Origin of the sequence: Paraflavisolibacter caeni (genome assembly GCF_025628885.1) — a bacterium.
In the GTDB taxonomy this organism is placed as follows: Bacteria; Bacteroidota; Bacteroidia; order Chitinophagales; family Chitinophagaceae; genus Flavisolibacter; species Flavisolibacter caeni.
On sequence record NZ_JAOTIF010000018.1, the window covers coordinates 38,025 to 64,037 of the forward strand.

Genomic DNA, 26,013 nt, shown 5'->3' on the forward strand with positions numbered 1-26,013 from the left:
AAGGGGTTATTGTTTGTATTTGTATTCAAATGTTTTAATGACATTACCGTCCATATCTTTGATCAACAGTAATCGTCCGAAACTATCATACTCATAATAGCTGGTACGACCATTGACATCCGTCTGCGAGGTCATACCAATGAGCGGATCATAGGTATAAGTAGTCATGAACGCATCGGCGGGATAGAGCCTCACTTCATCTATGCTGCCAGTGCCGGAAATAGACAATGAAGTGCCTGTAGCTGTAATCTTGTGCTCGAAATAGGTCCATCCGTTAACTGTTGATCCTGTAGTTACTGTGCCAGTACCGCCGGTTACTGTATACGGTGTAGTTGCATTGCGCCAATAAGAAATAATATAGGTCTTACCATTAGTAACAGCTTTATCCAAACCAGTAGTAGAAGTAAGGTTATAATAGCTCCTTCCTGTTGGAACAAAGGTTCCAGCAGTAGGTATAGTAACTGTTCCGGTGTAGTTCCAGTTGCCTTTTGAATTATCTTCAAAAGAGGAATAGGCTATCTCGCTAGCAGAAGTATTTTTCGCTTCGGCAACCATGTACCTGTCGTCATACCCCCATAAGTAAGCGGAGCGAATGCCGTCTTTAGAAACAAATTCGAGTGGATTGCCATTGGGGGAATAGTCGATTACTTCATCCCTTTGTACATATTGTGAACCTGAAGGTTTAATCTCTAATTCATAACTCTTGGCTGGCTTTATAATCTGGTTCGCACCGAATTTGGCATAGTCGATTTTACTTGCTGACACTGTAATATCACCAGGAGAAATTGTTGTCGAAGTTCCGATTACAGGAGAGATGATATTTTTGGAAACCATGTCCGCAATTATAGGGGGAGTACCTGATATACTGATTGCGGGATATGCAAACGAATTAGAAATGTATTTCCCATCGCTGGTTTTTATTGTTTTACCTATGAGTTGATTCCTTTCATTATAACTATAGCCCTCATCGGTAATTATTAAGTTGCCCTGTTGATCGTATACTGTGGTTGTTTTGCCAGTTAAAGAGGAAACGCCTTGGTAACAGGGCTGGCCAGCAAAAGTGCCGGACACATCAAAAGTTGGAGCTCCAAAATAAAAGTCCCACCCTTCTGGGTGGCTGGAGAGATTATAGACTTCTGGCAAATAATTATTGCCAAATACATAATCCAAATAGTTGTTAATCGCCATAGGAGCCCATATATTTTTTTCTTTTTTCACTAGTTTAAACTGATGGGCCTGTCCGTCAAATTTGTAGTCTGCTTTTTCCATCAGTCTGTCGTAATAATAGGGCTTTGCTACATATCCAATTGTATTTCCGTAGTATGTGTTTGGCTCAATTGATGACCATGGGAAATCTCCACTTAAATCATATTTATAAACGGTCTTACCTTTCGGGAATATTTGATTATCCTCATCGATCTGTCCTTCATAAACGGTCACTTCGGAATACACAATCGGCCGTCGGCCATTTAATAGCCTTCGAAAATTGCCTGCGCTTAAAGTCACGGCAGATCCCCATTGTTGTGGTAGTCCCTTCAATATATTGTAGGGGTTGGCAAAAACTTCGCGCTGTCCCATCGCATTCAAACCGACAATCATATTTTTTGCAGGGTAACCTGCCGTCTCCCAGTCGGCATAGCTCAAATATGTCCGCACATTAGGATCTGCAACAACTTCACCAAGTCCCGTATGATTAAAGGGAGACAAATCATTTGGCCCATAAACCTCTCCACGGGTTTTACCATAGCGATAGTTCAATTTACTTGTCAAAACTCCACTGCTTGAGTAAGCTGTTATGGTCTTTATTCTAATACCAGGCGCATATTTTATAGAACGATTTTGTGGATCATATGCATAATCACCATTGTAATCAGTTAAACTTAAAAACTGATGACTTTCCCACTCAAAATCTGTGTATCCTCCTGTTGGGTATTTAATACGGTTGATGGCAAACGCGTAATTAGAACTGCGGCAGTCATAAGACGAATAAGAAGGTAGCGAAATTTTGTATTTGTCAAAAGGGGAAGGATCATTATTATCTTTTGTAACCGAGGTTACACCATTTGGATAGGGGCCTAAGTCCCAGCCGACATAAATATTGAAATTGGGCATATCTCTACCCGAGGTATTGGTAAGATAACCCCAGTGGTCAACTGCATTAAACGATACAATACTTGGATTGGTGAATTCGTATTTAAGAGGAGTAGCATTTGCATCGGACCCTTTTATAGAAACATAGTCCAGAGTAGCAAGGGGAAAATTAAAACCAGGATCATAAACTCCACCACTGCGAAGTGTAGTTCCAAAGCTAATCTCCTTTATAACGGACTGATCTTCTAATATTTGAATTTTGTTAGCTTGATAACTATTACCAACACTCACAGAATTATAAAATACCCTGATTTGATTTTTACCGTTTGTGCCATAAGTGACCGAGGTTAAAAGGCGCATTTTATATGCATTGGGTGTGATTTCATTGAATCGTTGAGAACTAGACTCAAGTACCCATATCGAAGAACCGCTGCCATTTTCTTTCAATTTATAACGACCAGAGAACCTTAGACTTCCCTCCTCAAGTGTATAGCCCGTAGGAGTCATTACTATATCATAAGCGAAAAGAATCGGCTCAGATGAATTCGGGAGATCGATGCGGGTTAATTGCCAGGATACATAACTGCCACCATAAAGAACCTGTGTCCAGTCTGAGCGAGGATAATCCGCTGCATCAAAAGTGTATTTCACTCCATCTTCGTCTATAATTATAAACGATTCTATCTGTGAGTTCAATACGTTACAAGTAATTTTAACCTGCCTACCATCGGAAACTAGGTAGACTCTACTATCATTTTGATTGTCAATAATAAAATCAAAGCCGCTGCCATTGGGCAATACTACATTGAATTTGTCATGAGCATAGTTATATTCAGTCAAGCAACTTCCACAGTGATTAAAATTGATGGGAGCCAGAGTAGGGTCACCTGGCGTTTCGATTTTGAAGTTCCTCCATTCATCAGGTACATATTCAATGGTACGAGAGACACAGCCATTTAATGATAATGCCCAACCCAGACCAAATACATCATAATTGTAGCCGGGCCTGATGGGTTTGGGAACAAATTTCAATGAAAGAGGTAATTTATAGCCCCGGTGGTTGATTTCGTATAGCGGTATAGAAATATCCGGAGTTCCGGTTGAGTAATTAACCGAATATTTTCCATACATTTTAAATGCCTCTGCCTGAGGTGAGGTAGGCACAGAAGGAACTAGTGATTGAACAGACTGGCCTTTTACTAAGGTTAGGCCACTCACCATCATCATGAACAGCAGCGAAAGAATTTTTTGCTTTTTCATCTAACTTGTATTTACAATCCAATATTTTAAATGCGCCAAGGACATATTTTCAAACCTGACACCTCTTTTTATAGAAGTAATCATTTGATAATTTGAACATCAGGTTGACTGGCCCGCAAACATAAAAGCCGCATTAGAGTTCATTCAGCAATCACATCGTTTTTACTCTATATACTAATCATTACTTCAAACAATATCCGATTCTAAACAGTACGGCCTGTGTTTTGGGTACCTGCTGGTTGGAAAGAAAATCCCACAACAGTTGCATGTTCCCTTTGATCTTCTTACTTACCTTATACTTCTTAGTGAGCCCCACCAGTCCACTCTTCTGCCAGGCTGAGTTGTTTTTAAGCTGCTCCACCGATTTGAATATAGATAAGTAGTTGAGCTCATACCCTCCACTGACATAAAAACTACCTTTCAGCTTTAGGTCCACATAACTCCTTAACCCCAACCCCTGGTGCGTCACCCGGATGTGCTGAATGCCACTGCCCCAGCCTATTTTATAAGCTGCTCCTATGCCAATAGCGCTTTTGTCACTAAGCTTATAGCCCAACGTAGCAGCCACATCTGAATTAACAGGAAAGTAACTCCTGGCCTTCTGTGATTGGATATTGCCACCATACTCAAGCCTTTTTAGAAAAGTCTTTGTCTTTTGTTGGTTGGGTTTAAAGTCTGGCTGCTCGATCTCACTGCTTGTATTTCCATAAGAACCACTGGTGTATTGATTCACCTTATTTTTCAGCTCACTCAATTGGCTTTGTGCCCCTTGTACATTTTGCTGCAACATTTTAGTCACATCAACACCTGATCCAAACCTTTGCGCCAATTGCTCATTGAGCATGGCCCTGGTCTGCAGACCTTTCAGAGAAGCCGAAGAACCACCATTGGAAGTAGGCAATGCAAACAGACTTCCCAATTGAGAGTTGCGGGCAAAGAAATCCTTGAACTGGGGCACCTTCATGGCCACCTCCATCAGCTTAGCCTCCAGTTTGTTGGGATCTTCAAACAACTGTTTATACTCCTTTAGCTGTGCCTGGTAGTAATACACCTGCTTTTGATACTTCTTTAATTCCTTTAACATACCCAGCTTCTGAAGCTGTTCTTTCAATAATTGTTGTCTTTGTTGCAGGTATTTTTTGACCTGGTCTGTCTGGTTGAATCTTGCCTGCAGCCCCTCAAGGTTTTGCAGGGTCTTTTCCAGCTGTCGATTGTTTTTAACATCGGAGAGATTAGAGTTCTTTAGAAAGCTAAGGGCTGTGGAAAGAGAGTCCAAGTGACCGGAATAAACAGAGGAATACTTGCTTCCACTCTGTGGCAGGGATTGCAAGGATCTGTAATTGCCTTCTGCATCTGAGAAGAGTTGACCTGCCAGCAGGGAATCTTTTTTAGAAAGTTTCTTTTTAAGTCTGCGTTCTTGTTTTTGCAGCTTTGATAGATACTTATCGGTTTGCTTGTCAAGCTTCCCTTCCAGGGCGGTTGCTTTTTTGTTGATGGAGATAAAGAGTTTATCGGGAAGTGTAATGACTTTATGGAAAGTAGAATCCTGTGAGTAACCTTTGAACACAAAGGCAAGGCAAAGCATAAAGAGTACATAGGTATACTTACGGTTACTCATAGCAGTTAGTTAATTTCGAACAATTTAAATCACTTTTGACAGATCAATACTCCGGTTAGTATTCAGCTCTGAATCTGCCGAAGTTCAGACACAGGATATAAACATGTTTTAATTTTATATCACTTAGGTCCAAATTCACGTTGATAAATATGGTATTGGTCATTAGTTGGTTCATGTAAAATCTTGATGTCTGCCATTGAAAATCTGACACTCTTTTCTTTAGACAGACTGAGCTAGTAAGCTGCTCTATCCAGAGATACAGCAGTCAGGGCCATATTGAAATGGGTATGCAGCTTTTGCTCGCTTCTGGCCTGACAGTCCTCCATGCCTGCATATTGCTTGGCATCGCGAATCAAGAACTCCAAATGAAAACGCAATCCATAATAGCGACACATTAACAAAGCATCCCCCTGGATATCTGTGGAGATCATAATCTCTGGCAGCTCTCTACCTGTGTAATAAACAAAGGCAGCCAATACCTTCCTCTTCAACTGCACCGCATAGACCACACTGCATGAATCTTGACCTCACTGTCCCTGTAGCAGCATTTAATTCTGCGCCAGCAGCACTTTGATTCGCTGATATCTTTTACCAACTACAAAGTATCTTAATCCCTGGCTACAGCATATTTTTCATTGGAAACAGCTTGAGTAGTTTTCAACTTTAATAATTGCCCCCTGTAGACACAGAGCGCATAAACTATTGCTTGCCATATGAGAATCTTTAAATATTTCTATAAATATTTCTCCACAATTCAAACTGCTATAGACATTTTTAAATGAGTCCATTACAGAGCAGTTAACCGTTCATAGATCAATTTTTGGATGTTACAATTATATTCATAAAATTCAGGCTAAGAATGCAGAATAAATAGCACATTTAGAGAAATTACTGTAACAAATGTTTTAAATTTTAAGAAGGATTGATCAAGAATTGAAGAAGAACCAACTTTCCCGGCGCATACACTTGCTGTTCTAATTTTTCCTCTGAGGAGAAATCCTGTATAGACCGGCGCCATGGCGTCTGATGTAAGGGGCAAATTCATTGCTGAATACACCTATTTTTTTTCCGGTCCAGAGATCTTTTACTGTGCATGCTGAGTTGAAGCCCAGTTCTTTTAACTGCACGGCTATTTGAGCAGAGTCGGCAGGCATAGGACCGGAGGGATTTTGGGTAAAGACCATGAATTGTAAGGTTGCACCTGCATTTTGTACAGCACCTGCCTTGTCCAATCCTGCCATGGCTTTAAAACGGGTATATCCTTCCGGGATATCGAATTCGATTACTGAGTTGGAGTGCGTACCGATGCCGCTTTCATATTTCTGGTCATTCACGACCAGGTCACTGCCGGATACACCTTTGTTCATCCTGGCTCTTCCCCATCCTGCTGTGGCTTTGGTCCACTTGAGGGATGTCAGGGCAAGAGAGTCACTGCCCTTATACAATGTAGGTGTGATCCAGTCGGCATGGTCCCAATCGATATTGTCACCTGCGTCACTTACAGCCAGGTACAATTTCTTTGCCCCAGTGATATCCACATCCACCATCTTACTACCACCTGGTGTTTCCCTGTTGATCAGACCACTGGACCATACGGCTTTATCTGCTACCATTTCCTGTTGATCCTGTGCATTGAACAATGCCAGGTATTTATCGCCGGTTTTGGGATCATCAGCTACCCATGCTACCAGGTCATTGTTGTTGAATAATTCTTTGTTATTGCGGCTATACTTCAATACATCTAAAACATCTTTATTAGTGAGCAGTGATAAGGTAAAAGGATCGTTATCAGGTAAATGACCGCCAAACATTAAGGGCGAACGGAAGATAGACCATAGCGTCATGAGGGTGTATTGCTCGTCTTTTGAGAAAGCGCTCATGCGGTCATTGCCCCTTTCTGCGCGGATACCAATGTGTCCCAGCGGCAACATATCGCCATCAGGCCATGCTCCTTCCATTCTGTACGAATTCCAGCGTTTGAATACTGCAAAGTGCTCTTTGAGCTGCTGCCAGCTGTCCCAGAAGTCACCTACCGTGCGCCACATGTTAGCGTTTTGCTGTACATGATCGGCATGGTCTATGGGCGTTTCACCAGGCGAAGTGCTCAATAGGATTTTGCGGCCTGTGCGGTCAATAGCTTTGCGGATCATCTCCACTTCGCCCTGGTGGTAAATGGGAGAGGAAAGGTCGTCCACTTTCACAAAGTCCAAGCCCCAGGAAGCATAGAGTTCAAATAAAGAATTGTAATATTCCTGTGCCCCTTCCATGCCCGCAACGACGGTGTACATATCATGCAACCAGCGGCACTGGTCTTTTTCGGAGTACACGTCTTTTGCTGTGGCCTTGCTGCCTTTGATGGGCAGGTTGCGTTTAACGGCCTCTACAGGTATACCCCGCATGATGTGAATTCCAAACTTTAGCCCTTTACTATGGATGTAATCAGCCAGTGGTTTAAAGCCTTTGCCACCTGCAGCCGATGGGAAGCGATTTTCAGCTGGTGTAAACCTGCCATATTCGTCGATAGCATATTGCGGATCTTTCTCATTATAACCATGCGCCTTGTCATTGGCAACATACCAGCGAATGTCTACGATTATATAGTTCCAACCATAAGGCTTGAGGTATTTCGACATGTAGTCGGCATTGGCTTTTACTTCACTTTCTACGACAGTCGGCCCGAAGCAGTCCCAGCTATTCCAACCCAATGGAGGCGTGGCTGCCCACTGGTGAAAATTAGATTTAGAAACAGATGTTTGGGCATGAACAGATCCCACAAAACTTCCGAGGAATAATGAAGCAATGAACAATCGTTTTGATAAAAAATTCATTTTCTATCGTAATTAATTTAATGAATGGTGCGTTGATTTTATACTAGTTGAATCCCTGCTATAAACAGTTCACAACCAATAAATGTACAAATTACAATTTATTTTTTATCAACAACGCTACAAGTGCTACAAAACCATGCTGGCAATATTCAGTTATGGCCGACCCCAGGAAGAAGAAGGCGTCGATTGTAAATAGATCTCAAGCTTACCACCTTTCATGATGTCCTTATACTGGAAAAAACTTTTCGTATATGGTTTCCCATTCCAGTTCACCTTTTCTATATAAATAGCATCCGGGGATTTTTTATTACATACGATCTCCAATTTTTTATTACCGACTAAGGCTAAGGTAATTTTATCAAAGACCGGTGAACAAATTGCAAAAGCCCCGCTAACAGGATCTACAGGATAAAAGCCTAATGCTGCAAAAACATACCAAGCACTCATTTGTCCTGCATCATCATTTCCACTCAAGCCACCTGGTCCATCACTGTATTCTTCAGCCAATATATTTCGAACTGCCTTTTGTGTTTTCCATGGCGAGGCGGTATAATTATACATGAATGGGATTTGATGCCCCGGTTCATTTCCATGCCAGTATTCATTCTTTTGAAATAAGCTGTCCAAAGCATTTTCCAATGCCTTTGGTCCGCCCATTAAATCAGAGAGCCCCTTAACATCATGGGGAACATAAAAAGTATACTGCCTTGGAGTACCTTCTGTTATATAAGGTTCGCGGTGATCGGGCAAATAGGGATCATACCATTTACCTGTGGCATACCTTCCTCTGACCATACCAACAGAACGGTCAAAAACATTACGGTAATTAGTTGCTCTTTTTTGCAATGCTTTATAATCATTCAATTTTCCCAGGCCTTTTGCTACAATAGACAAAGCATAATCATCATAAGCATATTCCAGGGTCCGGCTTACCTGTTCTTTTTTATGAAATGCTTCCTGCACACTATCTTCCATGGGAATGTAACCATACTTCAAATAAGAAGTCAAGGCCCTGCGTCCCTTGCCATTGATATAATCTTCCTTTGGAGCTATATTAAATGCGTTCTGGCGCATTAACCTGTAAGCTTCTTCAACATCATAATTACGAATACCTTTAGCATAAGCGGATGCAATAAATGCAGTAACATGATCTCCAATCATCGCAGCAGTATAACTATTCCAACATGGGAATATAGGTAGCCATCCACCTTGCTGCCCTTTTAAGACCATCGATTGAACAAAGTTGTTCACTAAGGATGGTTGTAGCATTTCAAGCAATGGTAATTGAGCCCGGTAGGTATCCCACATGGAAAAATCATCATAATAATTCCCATTGGTCGCTCTCTTTAATTCATAATTGCCGGAAAACTTTGGATACACACCATCCACATCACTAAAAAGCCTGGGGTGCTGCATGGCATGATACATTGCAGTGTAGAAGATGCGTTTGTCTTTGTCATTGCTCGTTTCTACGCTGATTTGTCCTAGAGCTTTTTCCCATTTGTCTTTTGCCGAAGCAAGTACCGATTCAAAATCCCATACCGGTATTTCCTGCTGTAAATTTCTTTTGGCTCCTTCAAGACTACTGAATGATGTACCAATTCGTATTCTCAGTTGTTCTCCCTTATTCAATTGAAAGCCAACAAATGCGCCAATGTCTTTTTGCTTGCTGATGCTGTCAGCATTGATCATACCAGAAGCATTGAAGACACCACTTGAACCTATCCTTTTCTCAAATTGGATGAAAAAGTATCCACTAAAACCGGCAGGTTCTCCCCATCCCTGGTAGATACGATGAACAGGATTATATCCCCAGACTTCACCCTTCTCTTTATCAAACTTTACAAAGCCGACCTGTTCATCACTATTCGGCCTTATCAGCAGGAATAGGCTATCGCTTTCCTGCATGGTAAACTGCATCAAACCACACCTTTCAGTTGCTGTCATCTCTACTGCAAGATGAGGAAGATCTAACTTATAGTAGGCAGGTGTAGTGATCTCATTCTTATGGGAGAAAGGAACAGCATATTCGGCAGCATTTGTTTTTAGTTTACCGGTAACAGGCATGATGGTAAAGCTTCCATAATCCTGGGTACAAGAGCCGCTCAGCCAGTGTGTACCACGAAAGCCAGTGAGCATGCTATCTTTAAAGAAATAAGGAGGAATACACTTTGTTTCTGTCAACCGTGTTTCAGGTGCCCATTGCGTCATGGCAAAAGGTAGCCCCACTGCAGGGATGGTATTCGCATTGTGTTCTGTTCCTTCACCATGTTTCAATGCAGCAGGAGTCGTACTTGCAGCAGTACCAGATAGAGGTTGCACATATTGTAAATTTTGCTGCTTCTGATCAACAGGTAACCTTAACTTTTGAAGCGAATGATCTGAAACTTTATTGAGCACAATAACCGGGATCTTTGATGAAGGAATCTCCAGGTCTACCAACGCCAGTTTTTTCACATCATCAAAAATCATAGCGGCACGGTAGTCATCTTCTTTACTTGTGAGTTTAATGTTTTTCATTTTAAGACCTTCAACATGCCGAATAAAAAATCCCCAGGCTGGCAACTCTCCAAACATAGAGAATTCCGGATAATCTTTTTCTGCTTCAGTTACCATATGAAGTGAATCAAGAGGAATATAATTTACCTCTTTTTTACCTCCACCTACATAAGTGATATTGATATTCTCTAACAATATATTTTGTACAGGGTGACCGGGTAAACCACTGATAGAGGAAGGAAATACATTGTGCTTATAGATGATTGCATTAGGATCTTTATAAGAATGGTTCCAGGGAGAAACGCTGATCAGCTTATTTTGGTCAGGTACAATACCCGGAGGGTATCTCAGCAGAGGCCCTTCCATTTCATAGCCAGCATCTGGTTTACCTGCAGGCACTTCTACAGTTACATCTTTTATGACTATATTTTGAATTCCAGAATATGTTGTATCCTTATTCCGGTGCGCTGACCTTATAAATATAGCATTACCTGTATTCTTAGCCTTTACGCCCTGGATGTCTATGTTTTCAAGAAACCCGCCGTCAACAGCTTCCAGTGCAATGGCAGAACGATAAGTGTCATATATTTCAAGATTTCTAACCTTGATGTTTTTAAAGCCGCCCTTTGAACTAGTGCCTAATTTAAAAGCGTTGGCACTTGAACGCAGCTTACAGTTTTCAACATAAATGCTTTCACAAAAATCATTTGCGTTTACTGACTTTAAACAAATTGCATCATCTGCAGAATTGATGGAAGAATTGGTAATCTTTACATTTTTACAATCAACAATATCAAGCCCATCATTGTTCCAGTAGGCCATACTTTCCAATTTAATGCCATCGATCAATATATTTCGGCAACGCTCAAAATGTGTCACCCAGTTTGTAGCATCTTTAAAGAAAACGCCAACAATTTTCACATTCGTACATTCTTCCAAATAAAGAAGATTCGTCCGGGTGCCTTCACCTGGCCGCTTTACTTTCCATTCCTTGTCAACCAGTGTCCCTTCCTCCAAACGTTTAAAAATATCCTTCATCAGTTCACGACCCTTGCCATCAATGATACCATTACCTGTTATAGAAATATCATGTTGCTTTACTGCGATGATCAATGACGGATGTTTCACCTTTTCATAATCAATACGTTTATCGCTTCCCTGAATAACCGCGCCATCTTGCAAATGAAGACGAACACCGGATTTCAATTCTATGGAACCAGTTACAAATACTCCTTTTGGTACAACAACCATCCCGCCACCACTTTTTGAAGCGTCATCAATGGCTTTCTGTATGGCTTGTGCATTGTTTGTTTTACCATCAGCTTTAGCGCCATAACTGACAATATTGAACTGCTTCTGTTGCGCGCATACAGATGCACTAAAGAAAAATAAGAAGGTTAGAGAGGTCAATAAAGATTGCATGTGCCTTGATTAAATATAATCCCTATTTGCTAGTTGATAATGATGGAGGCAACATCGTTCTTCCCCATGATGAAGGTTTATCACCCATTTCTAAAACCAATTCTCCGCCCGCAGTTATGTCTTCATGTTCAATCCAGGATTGCTGAAAGGGTTTTCCATTCAGCGTTGCTGATTGAATGTACATATTTTTAGCTGACAACCGGGGCGCCTTAATAACAAAGTCCTTTCCATGCTCCTGGTGGATCACGGTTCTTTTAAAAGCAGGTGCGTTGATAAGGTAATAAGATTGGCCGGCATTTGGATAAATGCCTATTGAATGAAAGAGCAACCAGGAAGACATAGCGCCACTATCATCATTTCCAGGTATGCCGCTTCGTGAAGCATTGTAATGCTTGTTAATGATTTGCCAGATCCTTTCACTACTCAAATCAGGCCTTCCAATCCAGTGATATAAATTGGGCGTAAGAAAAGAAGGTTCGTTGCCCACATTATAATAACCATTATTAAATAAGGTATTCAGGCGTTTTTCAAAAGCAGCTTTCCCTCCGCATTTCTCTATCAGGGTTGCCACATCATGGGGTACATAAAAAGAATATTCCCAACTGCTTGCCTCATAAAAAAAGCCACACCACCAGCAAACACAGATGGGCCAGTCCTGCGCCAGGGGCGTATATTTTACATATGTGGCACGGCCATTACTTACATCGCATTGAATGCTGTCGATCCATTTGCCTGAAGCATCTTTTGGCATGATAAAGCCAGAGCTTCCATTGTCTTCAATAGGACGCCATAGATTTTGCCAGTTATTTGATTGTTTGATGAACCGGAAGTATTCACCATTTCTTCCCAGCCCTTTAGCGACCATGGCCAGGCAATAATCGTTATAGGCATATTCCAAGGTGCGGTTGCCAGCACGCACAAAGTTGTTGCTGACATAACCCAGCGTATTATAATCTGTTAAACCACCCCTGCCCTCCTGCTCTTCATTGCCGCCAGGAGGTACGGTGGCATCTTTCAACATAGCTTCCAATCCCAGATAATAGTTTATACCCTTCAATTTCTTCACATAAGCATCGGCAATCAATACCTCGGCATTAGAACCTCCTTGTGTTCTGCCATTCGAGTTACCGCTCCTGGCATCAGGCATATATCCTGCACGCTGGTAAATTTGCAAAAGGGCGTTCACAATATCAACCTCGCGGGATGTATTGATCAACGTAATCAGGGGATTTGAAGAACGGAAGGTATCCCAGATCGCATAAAAATCGTCGTAGTAGGGGCCATTGTTTTCCCAGAGCGGATTTTCACCAGTTCTATCAACCGGCATGAGCATCGTATGGTAAAGGGCCGTATAAAACATTTTCTTTTGGTCGCTGGAAGCATCCTCGTCTATTTCTATTCTCGACAATAAATTCTCCCATAAGGCTTGTGATGCTGCCAATGTTTTTTCAAACTGCCAGTGTGGAATTTCAGTTGAGATATTTTTCTTTGCTTTTAATGGACTGATGTAGGAAATACCAATTTTCATTTCTACCTGCTTCCCTTGCATAGAATGGAAAAACAGAAGTGCACCTGTCTTTTTCCCTTCATCCATCTGCACCTTTTCACCGCTCACCAGTTGGTCATCCTTCCAGGTTTTAAAATGTGAAAATGGCTGGCTAAAAATGGCATGAAAATAAACCGTATATGTTGCGCCGTTGTTCCATCCTCCACGTATTTTGCTATACCCCTTTACTTCGGTTTCTGAAACGATTTCAATTTCCGAACCCACAAACTGTTGCGCCTCCCTTGCATTAGGTACAGGGTTTTCGCCGAGGAAGTGGCCCGCATCAATCTTTATCCCATTGTTATCGTTATTGGCAAATGAGAAACGGTAATAGGCAACTTTGGGTGAGGTCGTAATTTCTGTTTTGATATTCCATTTACTCAGCAGCACACTATAGTAAGCAGCCTTTGCCACTTCATTACTTCTTAATGATTCATGCTTTATATTTCCCGTATCTCCGGAAAAAGGCATCACAGAAATATTCCCATATTTTGGCCCTCCTCCTGTTCCGCTTACGTGCACCTGGCTAAAGCCATATATTGCTTTGTCTTTGTCAGCAGAATAACCACTATTAGACGCTTTGTTATTATCAGGTCCGGGTTTTACCATTCCGAACGGGCAAGAAGGCCCGATAAATACATTACCTTCTCCTTCAGAACCAATGAAAGGATCAACATACTGGTGATGTTGGGCTTGCAAAACAGCACTGAAAAACACACAACACAGAATGAATATTGCCTTGATATTATTTTCTCGCTTTTGTATTTGTATCATTATTTCGATCTATAGCTTATGGAATCAATATTTCCTAGTGGGTAGATAATCCTGTTGTGATTTCAGCTTGCCGGGATAAGCAGATTGGCCTTCAAAACCTGAGACTTTCAGTGATGCTACTTCGTGTGTCTCAATGGCATGTGCAAAGTAGGCCGGACGATTGGCGCCCCATTGAACAGAACTGTTTCGAATCGTAATGCCACTTGCCTTATCAAGGTAAAATCCGGACGTGCGACCTTTGACCATACCCTCCACTTCGCTCGGCCTGCGGTCGTAAACTCCACCTTCGTGCCTGGTAGTTTTATTGATCCGTACATCAACGGCATCAAAGAATATGTTATTGATTTTATCTGCAGATTCAGCACTTACATAAATACCATTCTCGCTATCACATTTGATGTTGGTAAAGTAGATATTTTCCACCTTACCCACTTTCCCAACAGTTTGTCCTTTAGCAAAACGCCAGTTGGCATCTTTATGATTGCCTGGAGCGCGACGATATGCAGTTACATAAATTGGTTCTGCTTTACCCCACCATACATCGGAAAACAGGTGGCTATGAATGAGCATGTTGGAGAAGATGACATCCGAAACTACACCCTCATCCCTATTTTGAATCCCCACTCCACGATTGCTTTTTTTGATGATGCAATTATCAAAAACAACATGACGGATGGTATCCATGTTTTCGCTGCCTATTTTAATAGCGCATGACCTGGAGGTCATGGTACAATTGGAAACTGTAATGTTTTCACAAACGCCGAACTCTTCATATTCCCTCCGGTTTTTCAGGCAAATACAATCATCGCCGGACTCAATGTAGCAATTGGTAATGCGTACGTTTTTGCTGTGATCCAGGTCAATGCCATCACTGTTTCTTACTTTCAGGTTATTTAAAAGGGTGATGTCTGAAATGGCCACATCATCACAGCCAACCAAATGGACAGTCCAGTAGGCAGAGTTGCGAATGGTCAGATCTTTGATCCTGATATTCTTGCCTCCGACAATTGTGAGTACGTGCGGACGAGGATCGACTATGTTAAATGGCTTCAGCTCATAACTATCCTCCAGCTCTGCTCCCATGAAAGAAATACCATTGCCATCAACAATACCGCTACCACTGATGGTAACATTTTCCAGGGACTCACCACCAATCCATACAGTGCCCTCTCCTTTATTTGCCCTGAAAGCACTTTTGGTATACACTTTTTCATCCGGGTTTGCCAATACTTTTGCATTCGTCTCTACATGAAAGTCAATGAAAGACTTTAATTGAAAAGGTCCGGCAAGAAAGGTATGACCTGATGGGATTAATACAGTTCCACCACCTGCTGCATTGCAGGCATCAATTGCTTTCTGTATGGCATTGGCATCATCCGTTTTGCCATCGCCCACAGCACCATAGTCTTTAATATTGAAAACCCGTTGTTGCTGTATCGCACTCAGATCGGGCATTGCACGAAAAGAAAACAAAAACACACAGAGTAAATACATTAAAGGTTTGAACATTTTTCTTCTGCTGATTTATAAGATGATCAATATTTTTTGGTAGCCGTAAATGAAGACCCATAAGCAGCTGTTATGACACTCTTGTATTTTTGAAAAAGCTTCTTTGCAACAACTACGGGATCGCCGGAAGGCTGAACAGGAAAAGTTTTTTGGCTGTTCACCCATTGCCATTCCCATTGGCTGATGTCTTTCTGAAATGCTTCCACATTCATTGTATTTCCTTGCTGCAAAGCGTCGATCGTCTTTGCAAAAAACTGCTGCCAGCGAGGCTTGTAAAAATCATTGAGAAGGCCACTCCACTGACGGCACGCATATTCATTCAACGGGCTGTTGGCATCGCCCCAGAGGGTAATTAAGTTCCGCGCATTGCGCTCGTACAAAGCTTTTTCCTGCGGCGTTGAACCCCAGCGACGTGCATCGCTGATCCAGGGTCCCAATAAAAAGTCCTTACGAGTGGCTAGCAATTGGTCCATATCGTCGATCAACATGATAAATGCTGCACCCTGCTTTTTAAAATCATTGAGATCTTTCCGCTCGTAAGCAGCCACTATCTTCCGCTGAAGCGGCAATGCATAATTAGCCAATACCTGGCGGGTGACGTCTACCAGGTCATATTGAAAGCCATCGGAAGTCTTACAATTGGGAACAGCTTTGATCAGTGCCTCCCAGGCAGGCAATAACTCTTCAGCCTTATAGTTCAAAACAGTTTTTGCCCATCTTGTCATGGAGTCAAATGTTGGGCGGGCGGCGATGATCGATTCTGCACCATCGCGAATGCGTTGTCCATTGTACACGGTGCGGCGCAGTATATCCCAGGCCTTCAAGGCCTGTGCATCTGCAACACCGTAACGGTTCAGGACATATTGTGGCAGCCATTTGTCCAAATCAATGGCGGCATCCTGCCAGGTGTGGTGCATCATCAACTCATACAAAACCGGGTTCTGCTCAATACCTTCCATGGTAAGGCCTATACCTTTCATTTGTCCTGATGCAGGATTGTGCAACGCTTTTGCAGGTTCATTTGCCACGGTTTCCATCCTTCCGAAGAGGCTGATATTGCCGCCAAAGTTGTGCAGCATGTTCCATATCCATGGTTTGCCATAAAAGGCATTCGTTCTTTTCCAAACAGGCTCTATTTCGGCAGCCAGGTCCAGCAAAAGCATTTTATCATTAGGCACTGCCTTGAGTAAGGCCTCGATCTGAGGTGCTTTCCAGAATTTCCGATCACTGTAGAACAACCAGCCTTGCATGACCCAAACAGCTTCAGGATCGGCCTGTTTCATACCTTCATAAACCCGGGCACTTAATTTCGATAGAAAGGCCGGTTCATCAGAAGGAGGCTCATTTTCATTGAAAGTATCTGCAGAATACAGGTGGTCGGTACCGTATAGCTTTGTTTGGGTTTCCAGGAAGACTTTGCCAATCTGGGCAAACATCGGATCTTCTGAATCAAGAATATAGGTATCAGCAAAACCGTTGGTCCAATTGGTGGCTTTGAGTTTTGCATTCGGATATTTCTTTTTAAAAGCAGCTGGCACATGGCCTGTAAAAGCAGGCAACACCGGCTTTATGCCAAGAGCCCTCTGCCGCTGCACTATTTTTTGCTGCAATTCACTGTGGCTCTTCATCCAGCTTAAAGGCAACGGGCCACCCCAACCATCCAAATTACCCATCCAGAACCAGGCGAAATAAGAAGGGCCGCAGAAAAAATCCTTTAATTCTTCATCGGTAAAGCCCATGTCTTTATAAACAAGGTACCAAGTGTATTCTTCGCCAGTAATAGACAGTGGCAGGTTAATGCCATGCAGCGCCATCCAGTCAATTTCTTTTTCCCAACGAGACCAGTCCCACCAGCTCATGCTGTAATTGAATGTGCAATAATTGAGATAATAGCGATATTGATAGGGTGTTTGTTTGCGCACCTTGGTAGCTACAACCGGCAATTCTTTTGGTAGCCGCATGTTCACGCCGTTCCAGGTGACCTGGCAATGACAGTATTCGTCCAGGTATTGATATAAAGCCGATGCAATGGCCACGCCATTGTTTCCACGTAAAATGATTTGACCGCCTTTGCTTTCTATTTCAAAAACATCATTGCCCTCCATGGCCGGGATCTCTTCTACTTCAAACTTTGAGGCAATAGTAGGAACAACCCTTCCAATCAAAGCTTTCGAAGCATTGACGTTCAATTGAGCAACAGATGTTTTTACTTGCAACATCAATATGAGTAAACAACAAAATTGAAACGTCCTCATACCTTCAAAAACCATTTTTTTCGATACAAAAAATATAAGAGTGCCATTTGCACCAGTACGATGCCGATGGCCAGCCAGAAGGGTTGCCATTTTACATCAGTAAATTTAATCAAACCACCAAACAGGTAGCTGGCCGTAGCTTCAAAATTGATAAGGCCATGCGCTGCCACATAGATGAGGATTGAGTTCATTCCTATCCATACCAGCGGCATGCTCCATTTTTTCCAACCGGCTACGTCAATAACAAAATAAAAAAGCGATAAAAACAATGCACTCCACCCACCGGCGCATAAAACAAACGAGCTCGTCCACATTGTTTTATTGATCGGGAAAACAATGTTCCAAACCCAACCCGCAGCCAGCAATATCAACCCGGCTATAGCCAGTACGGCTGCTTTTTTTGCTTCGTTCCACTGGGTTTGACGCCAGCGCAAAAACTCTCCGGCAAACACGCCCAGCATGGCCGATCCTATGGCAGGAATAGTAGAGAGCAATCCTTCCGGGTCGTACACTTTGCGGTGCAGCTTGCCCGGCAGCAGTAAGCGGTCTATATAAGCTGCAAGGTTCCCTTCAGGCGTTAAATTCCCGGCTCCAAACTGCGGTACCGGAATCAGCATCATGGCTGCCCAATAACCAAGGAGCAAACCGGCAAACCAGAGTACCTGTTGCTTCAGGTTGCTATTCAAATAAATCACGGCTGCGAAAAAACAAGACAGAGCAATGCGCCCCAGCACGGATGCAATCCTTGTGTTTTCATAACCCTGCCATTTGAAAAGACCATTCACTACCATGCCTAAAAAAATCAAAATAAGAGTGCGTTTGATCAACGCCCCATATATTTTTTTCTTACTGCTACCTTTCTCTAATTGACTGCTGAAAGAAAATGGCATGGAAACGCCGGCAATGAAAATAAAGAGCGGGAAAATCAGGTCGTAAAAGGTAAACCCATTCCAGGGAGAGTGTGAGAGTTGGTGCGACATCCAGTTGGCTGCTGGTGCATGAGTGGCGTCAGCAAGGCTGTGCACCACTATTTCGCCACTCATGATCCAGAACATATCAAAGCCCCGTAAAGCATCCAGCGATTGCAGACGTACAGGCCTTTTGCCCGGGCTTGCTGTAACAGTTTCGCTGCTAACTACCTTTTTGTTTGCTGTTATTTGCATTTGTAGCTATACTATTTGGTTGTTTATCAATAGTTGTTTTATAGAAAACCTTCCCTGTTTCATCTATCACTTGCATCAATAATTGACTTCCGGTAACAGAAAACAACATGAATCCATATGTTGATGCTGCTAACTTACTTTCGGGCAATAATACAGATGGTGTTTTCTCGGATGCCGCTCCTGAAATAAAATGATGAGTTTTTCCTGCGGGCACGATGTGTTGCAAACTATGTTCGTGTCCTGCAAGGTACACATCTACACCGTATTTATCCAAGACAGGCTTTAAAGTGTTGCGGATCGCTTTCGTATCATAAGCATCTGTCCTGCTGCCACCGGTGAACATCGGATGATGCCCCACCACAATCTTCCAACGGATATTTTTTGATGGATTACCCAAGACGCTCTCTAACCATTTCTTTTGTGCAGTAGAATCCTGGTTACGCACGTTTGGACCATATTCCGCATTTTTATAAAACTCAGGAATAAATGGATTGGTATCGATAAATGCGATCAATACCTGTTGTGTTGTATCGCCGTTGATCGCAAAGGTTTTGGAATAGTAGCGTGCAGGCATCTTCCAGCGACGGCTGATTTTTGAATAGGCTACCTGTGCATCAGGATTTGATTTGTAATCGTGATTACCTAAGACAGGGTACCAATCCCATTGCAGAGAAAAAGCTGTATAAACATCTTCAAATGAATATTTAAACAAAGGGTCCTGTTCACTGATCACACCACTGGGATAAAAATTATCTCCAGCAGCAATAATGAAATTGGCATTCACTTCGGCTGCTGTTTTTCCCATTTGTGCAGCCACTTCTTTTTGATGGTCGGCACCATTTCTTCCCCAATCTCCCATGGCAAGAAAGTTCAGGGCCCCACCCTTCCTTACCAACACCGTATCACCCGGCTTATTTTGAGCACTTTCACTAATACGCACTTGTGCCTGCACGGGGATGAATCTCACTAAGAACAAAAAAACCAGGATCTTTTTCATTTTAATAACTGTGTTTAAAAGTATTTTTCTCTTAAATAAATATCAGGGCTTTAGCCCTGATATTTATTACCAAACTTATGAGCGCTTCTCTTTATTCATAGCCCGGATTTTGCACCAGAGCAGGGTTAACTGCCATAGCACCTGTCGGGATCGGGAAGATGCGCCTATGGGGACTTGCATCTGTTTTATAGCCCCAAGAGCCTTCGTATTTGCCAAAGCGAATCATGTCGTTGCGATGCCATGCTTCCCAGGCAAATTCACGGTTTCTTTCCGCATAAAGATCATCCAATGTAACAGCTGATAAAGCTGGAGAGGTAGTACGGTTTGACCTTACCATATTCACCAGTGAAACAGGAGTGTGTCCATTGGTTGCTGTTCCGCCGCGAAGAATCGCTTCCGCCTTCATTAAAATAATATCAGAATAACGCAGGAAAGGAACATCATTGCTCTGGTTCCTGGACGTAGAGAGACTGTCAGGATAAAACTTAACGTTGCGATAGCCCTGGTTCCAGGCTAGTTCATCATTCCCCAGGTCAAAAGCAGACACGCTTTGACGCAATTGAATATTAGGCGTTAAAGTTACCTGGTAAGTATAAGAAGCACTACCGTCGGAACCAGTATAAAACTGATCGTAGCCTTTCTTGGTAGTAGTTACGTTCACCGGTGTTCCATTGTAATTGACCTGAGCTCCAGTCAGCCATTGCTGATTCCTGATGTCATTGGGATCATTGAAATTAGCATAGAACTCTGGCAGGGTGCTACGAGCGGCGCTAGGCGTAAACGGTAAAGTAAAGCGGTTGCGCATAGATCTTGGTACATCGTAGCGTGCATGATACATAAACCCATTGGTTCCTGGCAATGCTGTAAAAGCCGGGTCATAAGGAATAGCAAAAATGAACTCCTTCATTTGAGGCCCATTGTTGGGATAGAACATCTTCAGGTAACTGCTTCTTGGCTCAACAGCATACAGTCCAGACTTCATTACACTATCACAAGCTGCAATACAATCATTGTAGCGCTGCGTACCGGTGTACACTTCCGCATTCAGATACATCTTAGCTAAAAGAGCAAATGCTGTGTATTTATTTGCGCGGCCATAAGTAGCGGAGCCGGAAGCAGCACTTAACTGAGGAAGACTAGCTTTTACTTCGCTTTCTATGAAGTTGAAAACTTCTTTCCGTGGTGAATTGGCTTTGGGCTCGAAATCACCATAGGTAGTTACAATGGGAACATTGCCATACAGATCCATCATCATAAAGTAAGCAATGGCACGCACCATTTTTAACTCAGACAGGGTTGTTTGCTTACTGGCATCTGCAGGCATGGTTTTGTCTAAAATGGACATAGCCTGGTTCGTAGTCCCGATCACAACCGAAAGCCAGTTCCAGGTGCCGTTCGTATTACCGTTGTCCCTGGTCCAATTGTGATAATGCAGGTTGATGTAGTTCTGGTTATCATACCAGTTTCCACCCCTGGCAGGCAAAATGGCTTCATCGGTGCTTAGCGATTGCAAGAACCAGTAGTCTAATGAATAGTTGCCTCTTAAAGCGGCATATGCCGGTCCAGTGGCCTGGGTAAACTGCGATGGATTTTGAGGAAATACCTCAGGAGTCAATTCCGTTTTGATCGGAACTTCAGTCTTGTGACAGGATGCCAACAAACAAATGAGCATCGCCGGTAAGCATAAGTTGTTCAATATCTTTTTCATTGAAATATTATTTTTTCCAGAGTTTAGAAAGAAGCGTTTACACCGAATAAAATGGTTCTTGTTTTGGGATAGAAGTTACCCGCATCAATACCAGGAGCAATACCACCCTGATTTACTTCAGGATCGATGCCATTGTACTTGGTAATGATAAACGCATTGTTCACAGATGCATACACACGTAACGTTCTTACATACTGACTGAACTTCTTAAAGTTGTAGCCCAATGTAGCATTATCCAAACGAACATAACTACCATCTTCAATAAAGCGGCTCGAATAACGGTAAGAATTTACATCCGTAACAGATTCGGCTGCGACATCTTTTAAGATATTTGTGAATTGTGCTGTGCTAGGCCTGAACAGATCTGCACGGGTAGCATTGAAGATCTTATTGCCAAACACGCCTCTGAAGAATATATTTAAATCAAAATTATTATAGCGGAATGTATTGGTAAAGCCCAGTAACAACTTCGGCTGCGGGCTGCCTACATAGAAATAGTCGCTTCCAATTGCTGGCGAAGTTGTCAGTTTACCATTCTTATCATAATATTGAGAAACACCCTGGTCGTTTTTGCCGGCATACTTCAAAGTAAAGAACTGACCCAATGGACGTCCTGACTTTAAGATCTGCAAGGTGCTACCAGTTTGGCCACCACCTTCCGGTTGCGTCAAACGAACAGAGTCGCCACCAGAGAATAAAGGATTGGTTAAGCTGGTAATTTCGTTGTTGTTATTTGCCAGATTCAGCGTAGATGTCCAACTAAATGCCTTTGTCTTTACAGGCGTAGCACTTAACATCAATTCAATCCCTTTATTGTTCATGCTACCGCCGTTGGCAGTGATATTGCCATTGGGAACCAACATAGGATCCACCTTGTAACCGTAGATCATACCGGTCGTGTTTTTATCATATACATCGATCGATCCATTTAATTTTCCATTCAGGATGGCAAAGTCCAAACCGATGTTGGCAGTAGCTGTTTTCTCCCATTGCAAATTCGGGTTGTCAGCCTGCGTAGGTCCATAAGCATTCACTGTTGTACCTTGATAATAGAAGCTTCCTAAAGTACCCGAAATAATTTGAGCGGTATAAGCATTAAAGCCTGAAGAATTACCTGTAACCCCATAGCTGGCTCTCAGTTTCAGATCGCTAAACAGCTTCTGGTCCTGCATAAAATCCTCCTGGCTGATACGCCATGCTGCACCGGCAGAAGGAAAATAACCCCATTGCTTATTAGCACCAAAAACTGAGCTACCGTCTCTTCTACCAGAAAGTTGTACAAGGTATTTATCCTTGTAGTTGTAATTCAAACGGGCAAAGTCTGAGATCAATCTTGTTTCCTGGTAAACACCAGGTGATCCAAAGTTGATGCGGTAAGTAGGAATCGCATATGGGTTACTTAATGACAGGTTGTTATAGCCTACGTTATCAACAGGGAAGTTGGTAGCGGTAGTTTGAAAACCTTCACCGGTAACATTATCCTGATAAGAGTATCCCAACACTGCGTTTAGGGTGTGCCCACCAAACTTCTTATCCCAGGTAAGGAATGTTTCCATTATCTTATTGGTGTTCTGGTAGGTATTTCTCAATGCAGAACCATTGGTACCAAAATTCAACAGGGAATGTACCAGTGGCGGATCGGGCTGATAATAAAAGTTGGCGCTGTTGTAATTAGAGTAATAACTACCGTAATACTCGCCATGCAGGCTATTACCTTGCTGATACGCCAGGTTGAAATCGTATGTCAGGCCAAACGGCAGTTTCACCTGCGTATTAAAGCTTCCGATCAGGTTATTGAACTTTGTATTATCCTGTCCGTATTCAATGAGTGCAGCAGGATTGAAATAACCGGTTTTCGTAAAGTTTTCAAAAAACTTTCCGTCAGGATTTTTAACAGGAGAAACAGGCAGGTAACTAACCATTTGCTGCAATACAGAGTTGCGTTGAGGCATGTTGTCTGCATTGCTGCGCGCATTGCTCACATTCAAACTGAAACGCACCTTATCATTAAAAGCAAATTGCTCAATAGCTAACCTGGCAATCACCCTTTCCAATTCGCTTTTTAAAAGAATACCTTCTTTTTGTGTATAGTTCAAGCTTGCACTGTAGGTAGTGTGTTCACCACCGCCATTGAAGCTTAAGTTGTGGTTGTGAGAGGTAGCTGAAGACCTACGTACCTCTTTCTGCCAGTTGGTGTTCGCTCCTTTATCATCATTAGGTGATAACGACTGACCGTTGGCAGATATAAAGGCGCGTAATTCATCGGAATTCATCATCTCCAATTCATTCGATACCTGCTCCATACCAACATAACCGCTATAGCTTACCACCGACTGTCCTTTTTTTCCTCTTTTGGTTGTGACCATGATCACACCGTTGGCAGCACGGTTACCGTAAATAGCTGTAGCAGCAGCATCTTTCAATACATCGATAGAAGCAATATCATCAGGCGCGATAGCAGAGATATCAGCACCGGGAACTCCATCGATCACATAGAAAGGAGATTGTGAACTGTTTAAGGTAGAAGCACCACGCAACACCACAGCAGAAGGCCTGTTAGGGTCGCCGCTGGCAGAGATATTCAAGCCGGGGACTTTACCTTGTAATAATTGTCCCACATCGGTAATAGCGCCACGGTTCAAATCTTCAGGCTTTACACTGGTAACGGCGCTTGATAAGTTTTTACGAGAGCTACGGCCGTAACCCACCATTACTACCTCATTCAATTGAGCCACTTTTTCATTCAACACTACGGCCAGAATCTTACCAGCTGCCGCCGTAGCTTCCCTGGATTCAAAGTTGATGGCCGAAAAAGTGAGGGTAGCAGTTGGTGACGCCTTGATGGTGAAAGAACCGGTCTGATCGGTCAACACCGCTTTGTTGGTTCCTTTTACAGTAACGGTTATGCCAACAGCAGGTTGTCCCTTGCTGTCGGTTACGGTTCCCTTTACTTCCTGCGTTCCCTGGGCGATGGCAGAGGTGAAGCCCGCTAAGAAAATGAGCATCAACAGCAAGGAAGGGCCTTTCCGATTGCTGCGTTTCATTAAAAGAGTCTTCTTTTCATACATATGGCTGCGTTTTAACAGTTAGATGTTCGTTTTTAAAGTGGATCTATCAAAAAATTGGTTTAGAACCTCAGTGTTTTAGGCAAATATTTATTCACCAGTTCTTCATAATAAGGCTGTAGTTTATTCCAATCAGGAGGTGTAGGACTTTTTGAGTATAAGTCATAAGAGTTAAAAAGCCTTACCCACGCAAACATTTTGTGGTCATGCTCGTCCATCAAATGGTCATAAGCTCCCTCTCTGTGCTGGGCATAAAAAGAATGATAGCGGAGCATATACAGAGCCGGCTCGGGAAGATAATCCTTCATCATGGCATAGATATACTCATCATGCCCCCACGACATATGAACATTACGCAGGCCACAATTGGGTGCATAAATGCCAAACTTTGTATTGTATTTCTCGTTTTCGAAATCAGGATTGTTTTTAAAGAACTCATGATATACAATTTTGTCTGAATAGGCACATCCCACAGGGAAGGTATCACCTACTACTGCCCACTGCGGTTCACCAAACAAACAGAGCACCTTGCCCATGTCGTGCATTAAACCAGCAAGCACCATCCAGTCGGGATGACCATCGGCACGTACGGCTTCTGAAGTTTGCAAGAGGTGTTGAAACTGGCTTAAATCAGTATCAGGATCTGAGTCATCAACCAATTGATTGAGGAAATCAAATGCTTCCCAAACGGTCATTACTTTCCTATCAAAACTTAAGAACTCCTCCCGCTTCTGCATCACAAAATCAAATGTCTGATACTGGTGGTTCAACTTGTAAAATTCACGAACCGAATCACGGGCAGGCGCTTCATAATTTCTGAAGGCCTCTACACTCTTTTCTTTGGCTATGGTACCAGGCTCCGGATACCGTCTCAGCAAGTCATCCTCCCATTCATCAAGACTCTGTAATGGAGAGAATTGAGATAATTCTTGTACACTCATTAGTGATGATTATTGATTTCCGTTTAATTGAAGTATGAAATAAATGAAGTGAAAGTGCAGCTATATTACCAGCAAACAGTATCCTGCATGTGAATTATGCAATGTCGCAAATAAGATTTCTTAATACATGAAAAATAATGGCAAGCAATCATAGCAAGTGTTGTTTTAATCATTAGGCTTTCGTCAATTCTGATGCGAATATGAGCGATTTAATAATCGTAAAATCTACGATAAACCAAATTTTACGAAAACGATTTCGTACCTTTCTGATTAAGCGATCGACTTTGATTGCCTTCTAATTGAAAGGGATACCTGCAAGCGCTGAAAGCAATCCATT

13 protein-coding genes are annotated in these 26,013 nt (G+C 42.5%); all 13 read right to left on the reverse strand.

Features of this window, described 5'->3' with window-relative positions:
* Positions 1-6: 6 nt before the first annotated feature.
* Complete coding sequence (locus OCK74_RS18645) at positions 7-3,351, reverse strand: RHS repeat domain-containing protein (protein ID WP_279298588.1); 3,345 nt, start codon at positions 3,349-3,351, stop codon at positions 7-9.
* A 181-nt stretch (positions 3,352-3,532) separates the two neighbouring features.
* On the reverse strand, positions 3,533-4,969 hold the full coding sequence (locus OCK74_RS18650; protein WP_279298589.1) for a hypothetical protein: 1,437 nt from the start codon (positions 4,967-4,969) through the stop codon (positions 3,533-3,535).
* A 233-nt stretch (positions 4,970-5,202) separates the two neighbouring features.
* Positions 5,203-5,478: a hypothetical protein gene (locus tag OCK74_RS18655; protein ID WP_279298590.1), complete on the reverse strand. Its 276-nt coding sequence runs from the start codon at positions 5,476-5,478 to the stop codon at positions 5,203-5,205.
* 465 nt (positions 5,479-5,943) lie between these two features.
* On the reverse strand, positions 5,944-7,797 hold the full coding sequence (locus OCK74_RS18660) for an NPCBM/NEW2 domain-containing protein (RefSeq protein WP_279298591.1): 1,854 nt from the start codon (positions 7,795-7,797) through the stop codon (positions 5,944-5,946).
* Positions 7,798-7,950: 153 nt separating this feature from the next.
* Positions 7,951-11,718: a GH92 family glycosyl hydrolase gene (locus OCK74_RS18665; protein WP_279298592.1), complete on the reverse strand. Its 3,768-nt coding sequence runs from the start codon at positions 11,716-11,718 to the stop codon at positions 7,951-7,953.
* Positions 11,719-11,740: 22 nt separating this feature from the next.
* Entirely contained in the window at positions 11,741-14,038 is a 2,298-nt protein-coding gene (locus OCK74_RS18670; RefSeq protein WP_279298593.1) for a GH92 family glycosyl hydrolase, read from the reverse strand.
* 24 nt (positions 14,039-14,062) lie between these two features.
* The gene (locus OCK74_RS18675) at positions 14,063-15,547 is read right to left on the reverse strand and encodes a glycoside hydrolase family 28 protein (RefSeq protein ID WP_279298594.1); all 1,485 of its coding nucleotides are present in this window, start codon (positions 15,545-15,547) and stop codon (positions 14,063-14,065) included.
* Positions 15,548-15,573: 26 nt separating this feature from the next.
* Positions 15,574-17,766, reverse strand: coding sequence for an alpha-N-acetylglucosaminidase (locus tag OCK74_RS18680; protein ID WP_279298595.1), 2,193 nt, complete (start codon positions 17,764-17,766; stop codon positions 15,574-15,576).
* 32 nt (positions 17,767-17,798) lie between these two features.
* Positions 17,799-18,965, reverse strand: a complete 1,167-nt coding sequence (locus OCK74_RS18685) for an acyltransferase family protein (RefSeq protein WP_279298596.1) — start codon at positions 18,963-18,965, stop codon at positions 17,799-17,801.
* Positions 18,934-19,962 (reverse strand): purple acid phosphatase family protein, encoded by a 1,029-nt coding sequence (locus tag OCK74_RS18690; RefSeq protein ID WP_279298597.1) that lies wholly within the window; start codon positions 19,960-19,962, stop codon positions 18,934-18,936. The genes OCK74_RS18685 and OCK74_RS18690 overlap by 32 nt, the downstream gene beginning before the upstream one ends.
* Before the next feature lie 91 nt (positions 19,963-20,053).
* Complete coding sequence (locus tag OCK74_RS18695; protein WP_279298598.1) at positions 20,054-21,670, reverse strand: RagB/SusD family nutrient uptake outer membrane protein; 1,617 nt, start codon at positions 21,668-21,670, stop codon at positions 20,054-20,056.
* Positions 21,671-21,693: 23 nt separating this feature from the next.
* Positions 21,694-24,738, reverse strand: coding sequence for a SusC/RagA family TonB-linked outer membrane protein (locus OCK74_RS18700; RefSeq protein ID WP_279298599.1), 3,045 nt, complete (start codon positions 24,736-24,738; stop codon positions 21,694-21,696).
* 59 nt (positions 24,739-24,797) lie between these two features.
* Positions 24,798-25,676 carry an inositol oxygenase family protein gene (locus OCK74_RS18705; RefSeq protein WP_279298600.1) on the reverse strand — a complete coding sequence of 293 codons (879 nt, stop codon included), beginning with the start codon at positions 25,674-25,676 and terminating at the stop codon, positions 24,798-24,800.
* Positions 25,677-26,013: the final 337 nt, after the last annotated feature.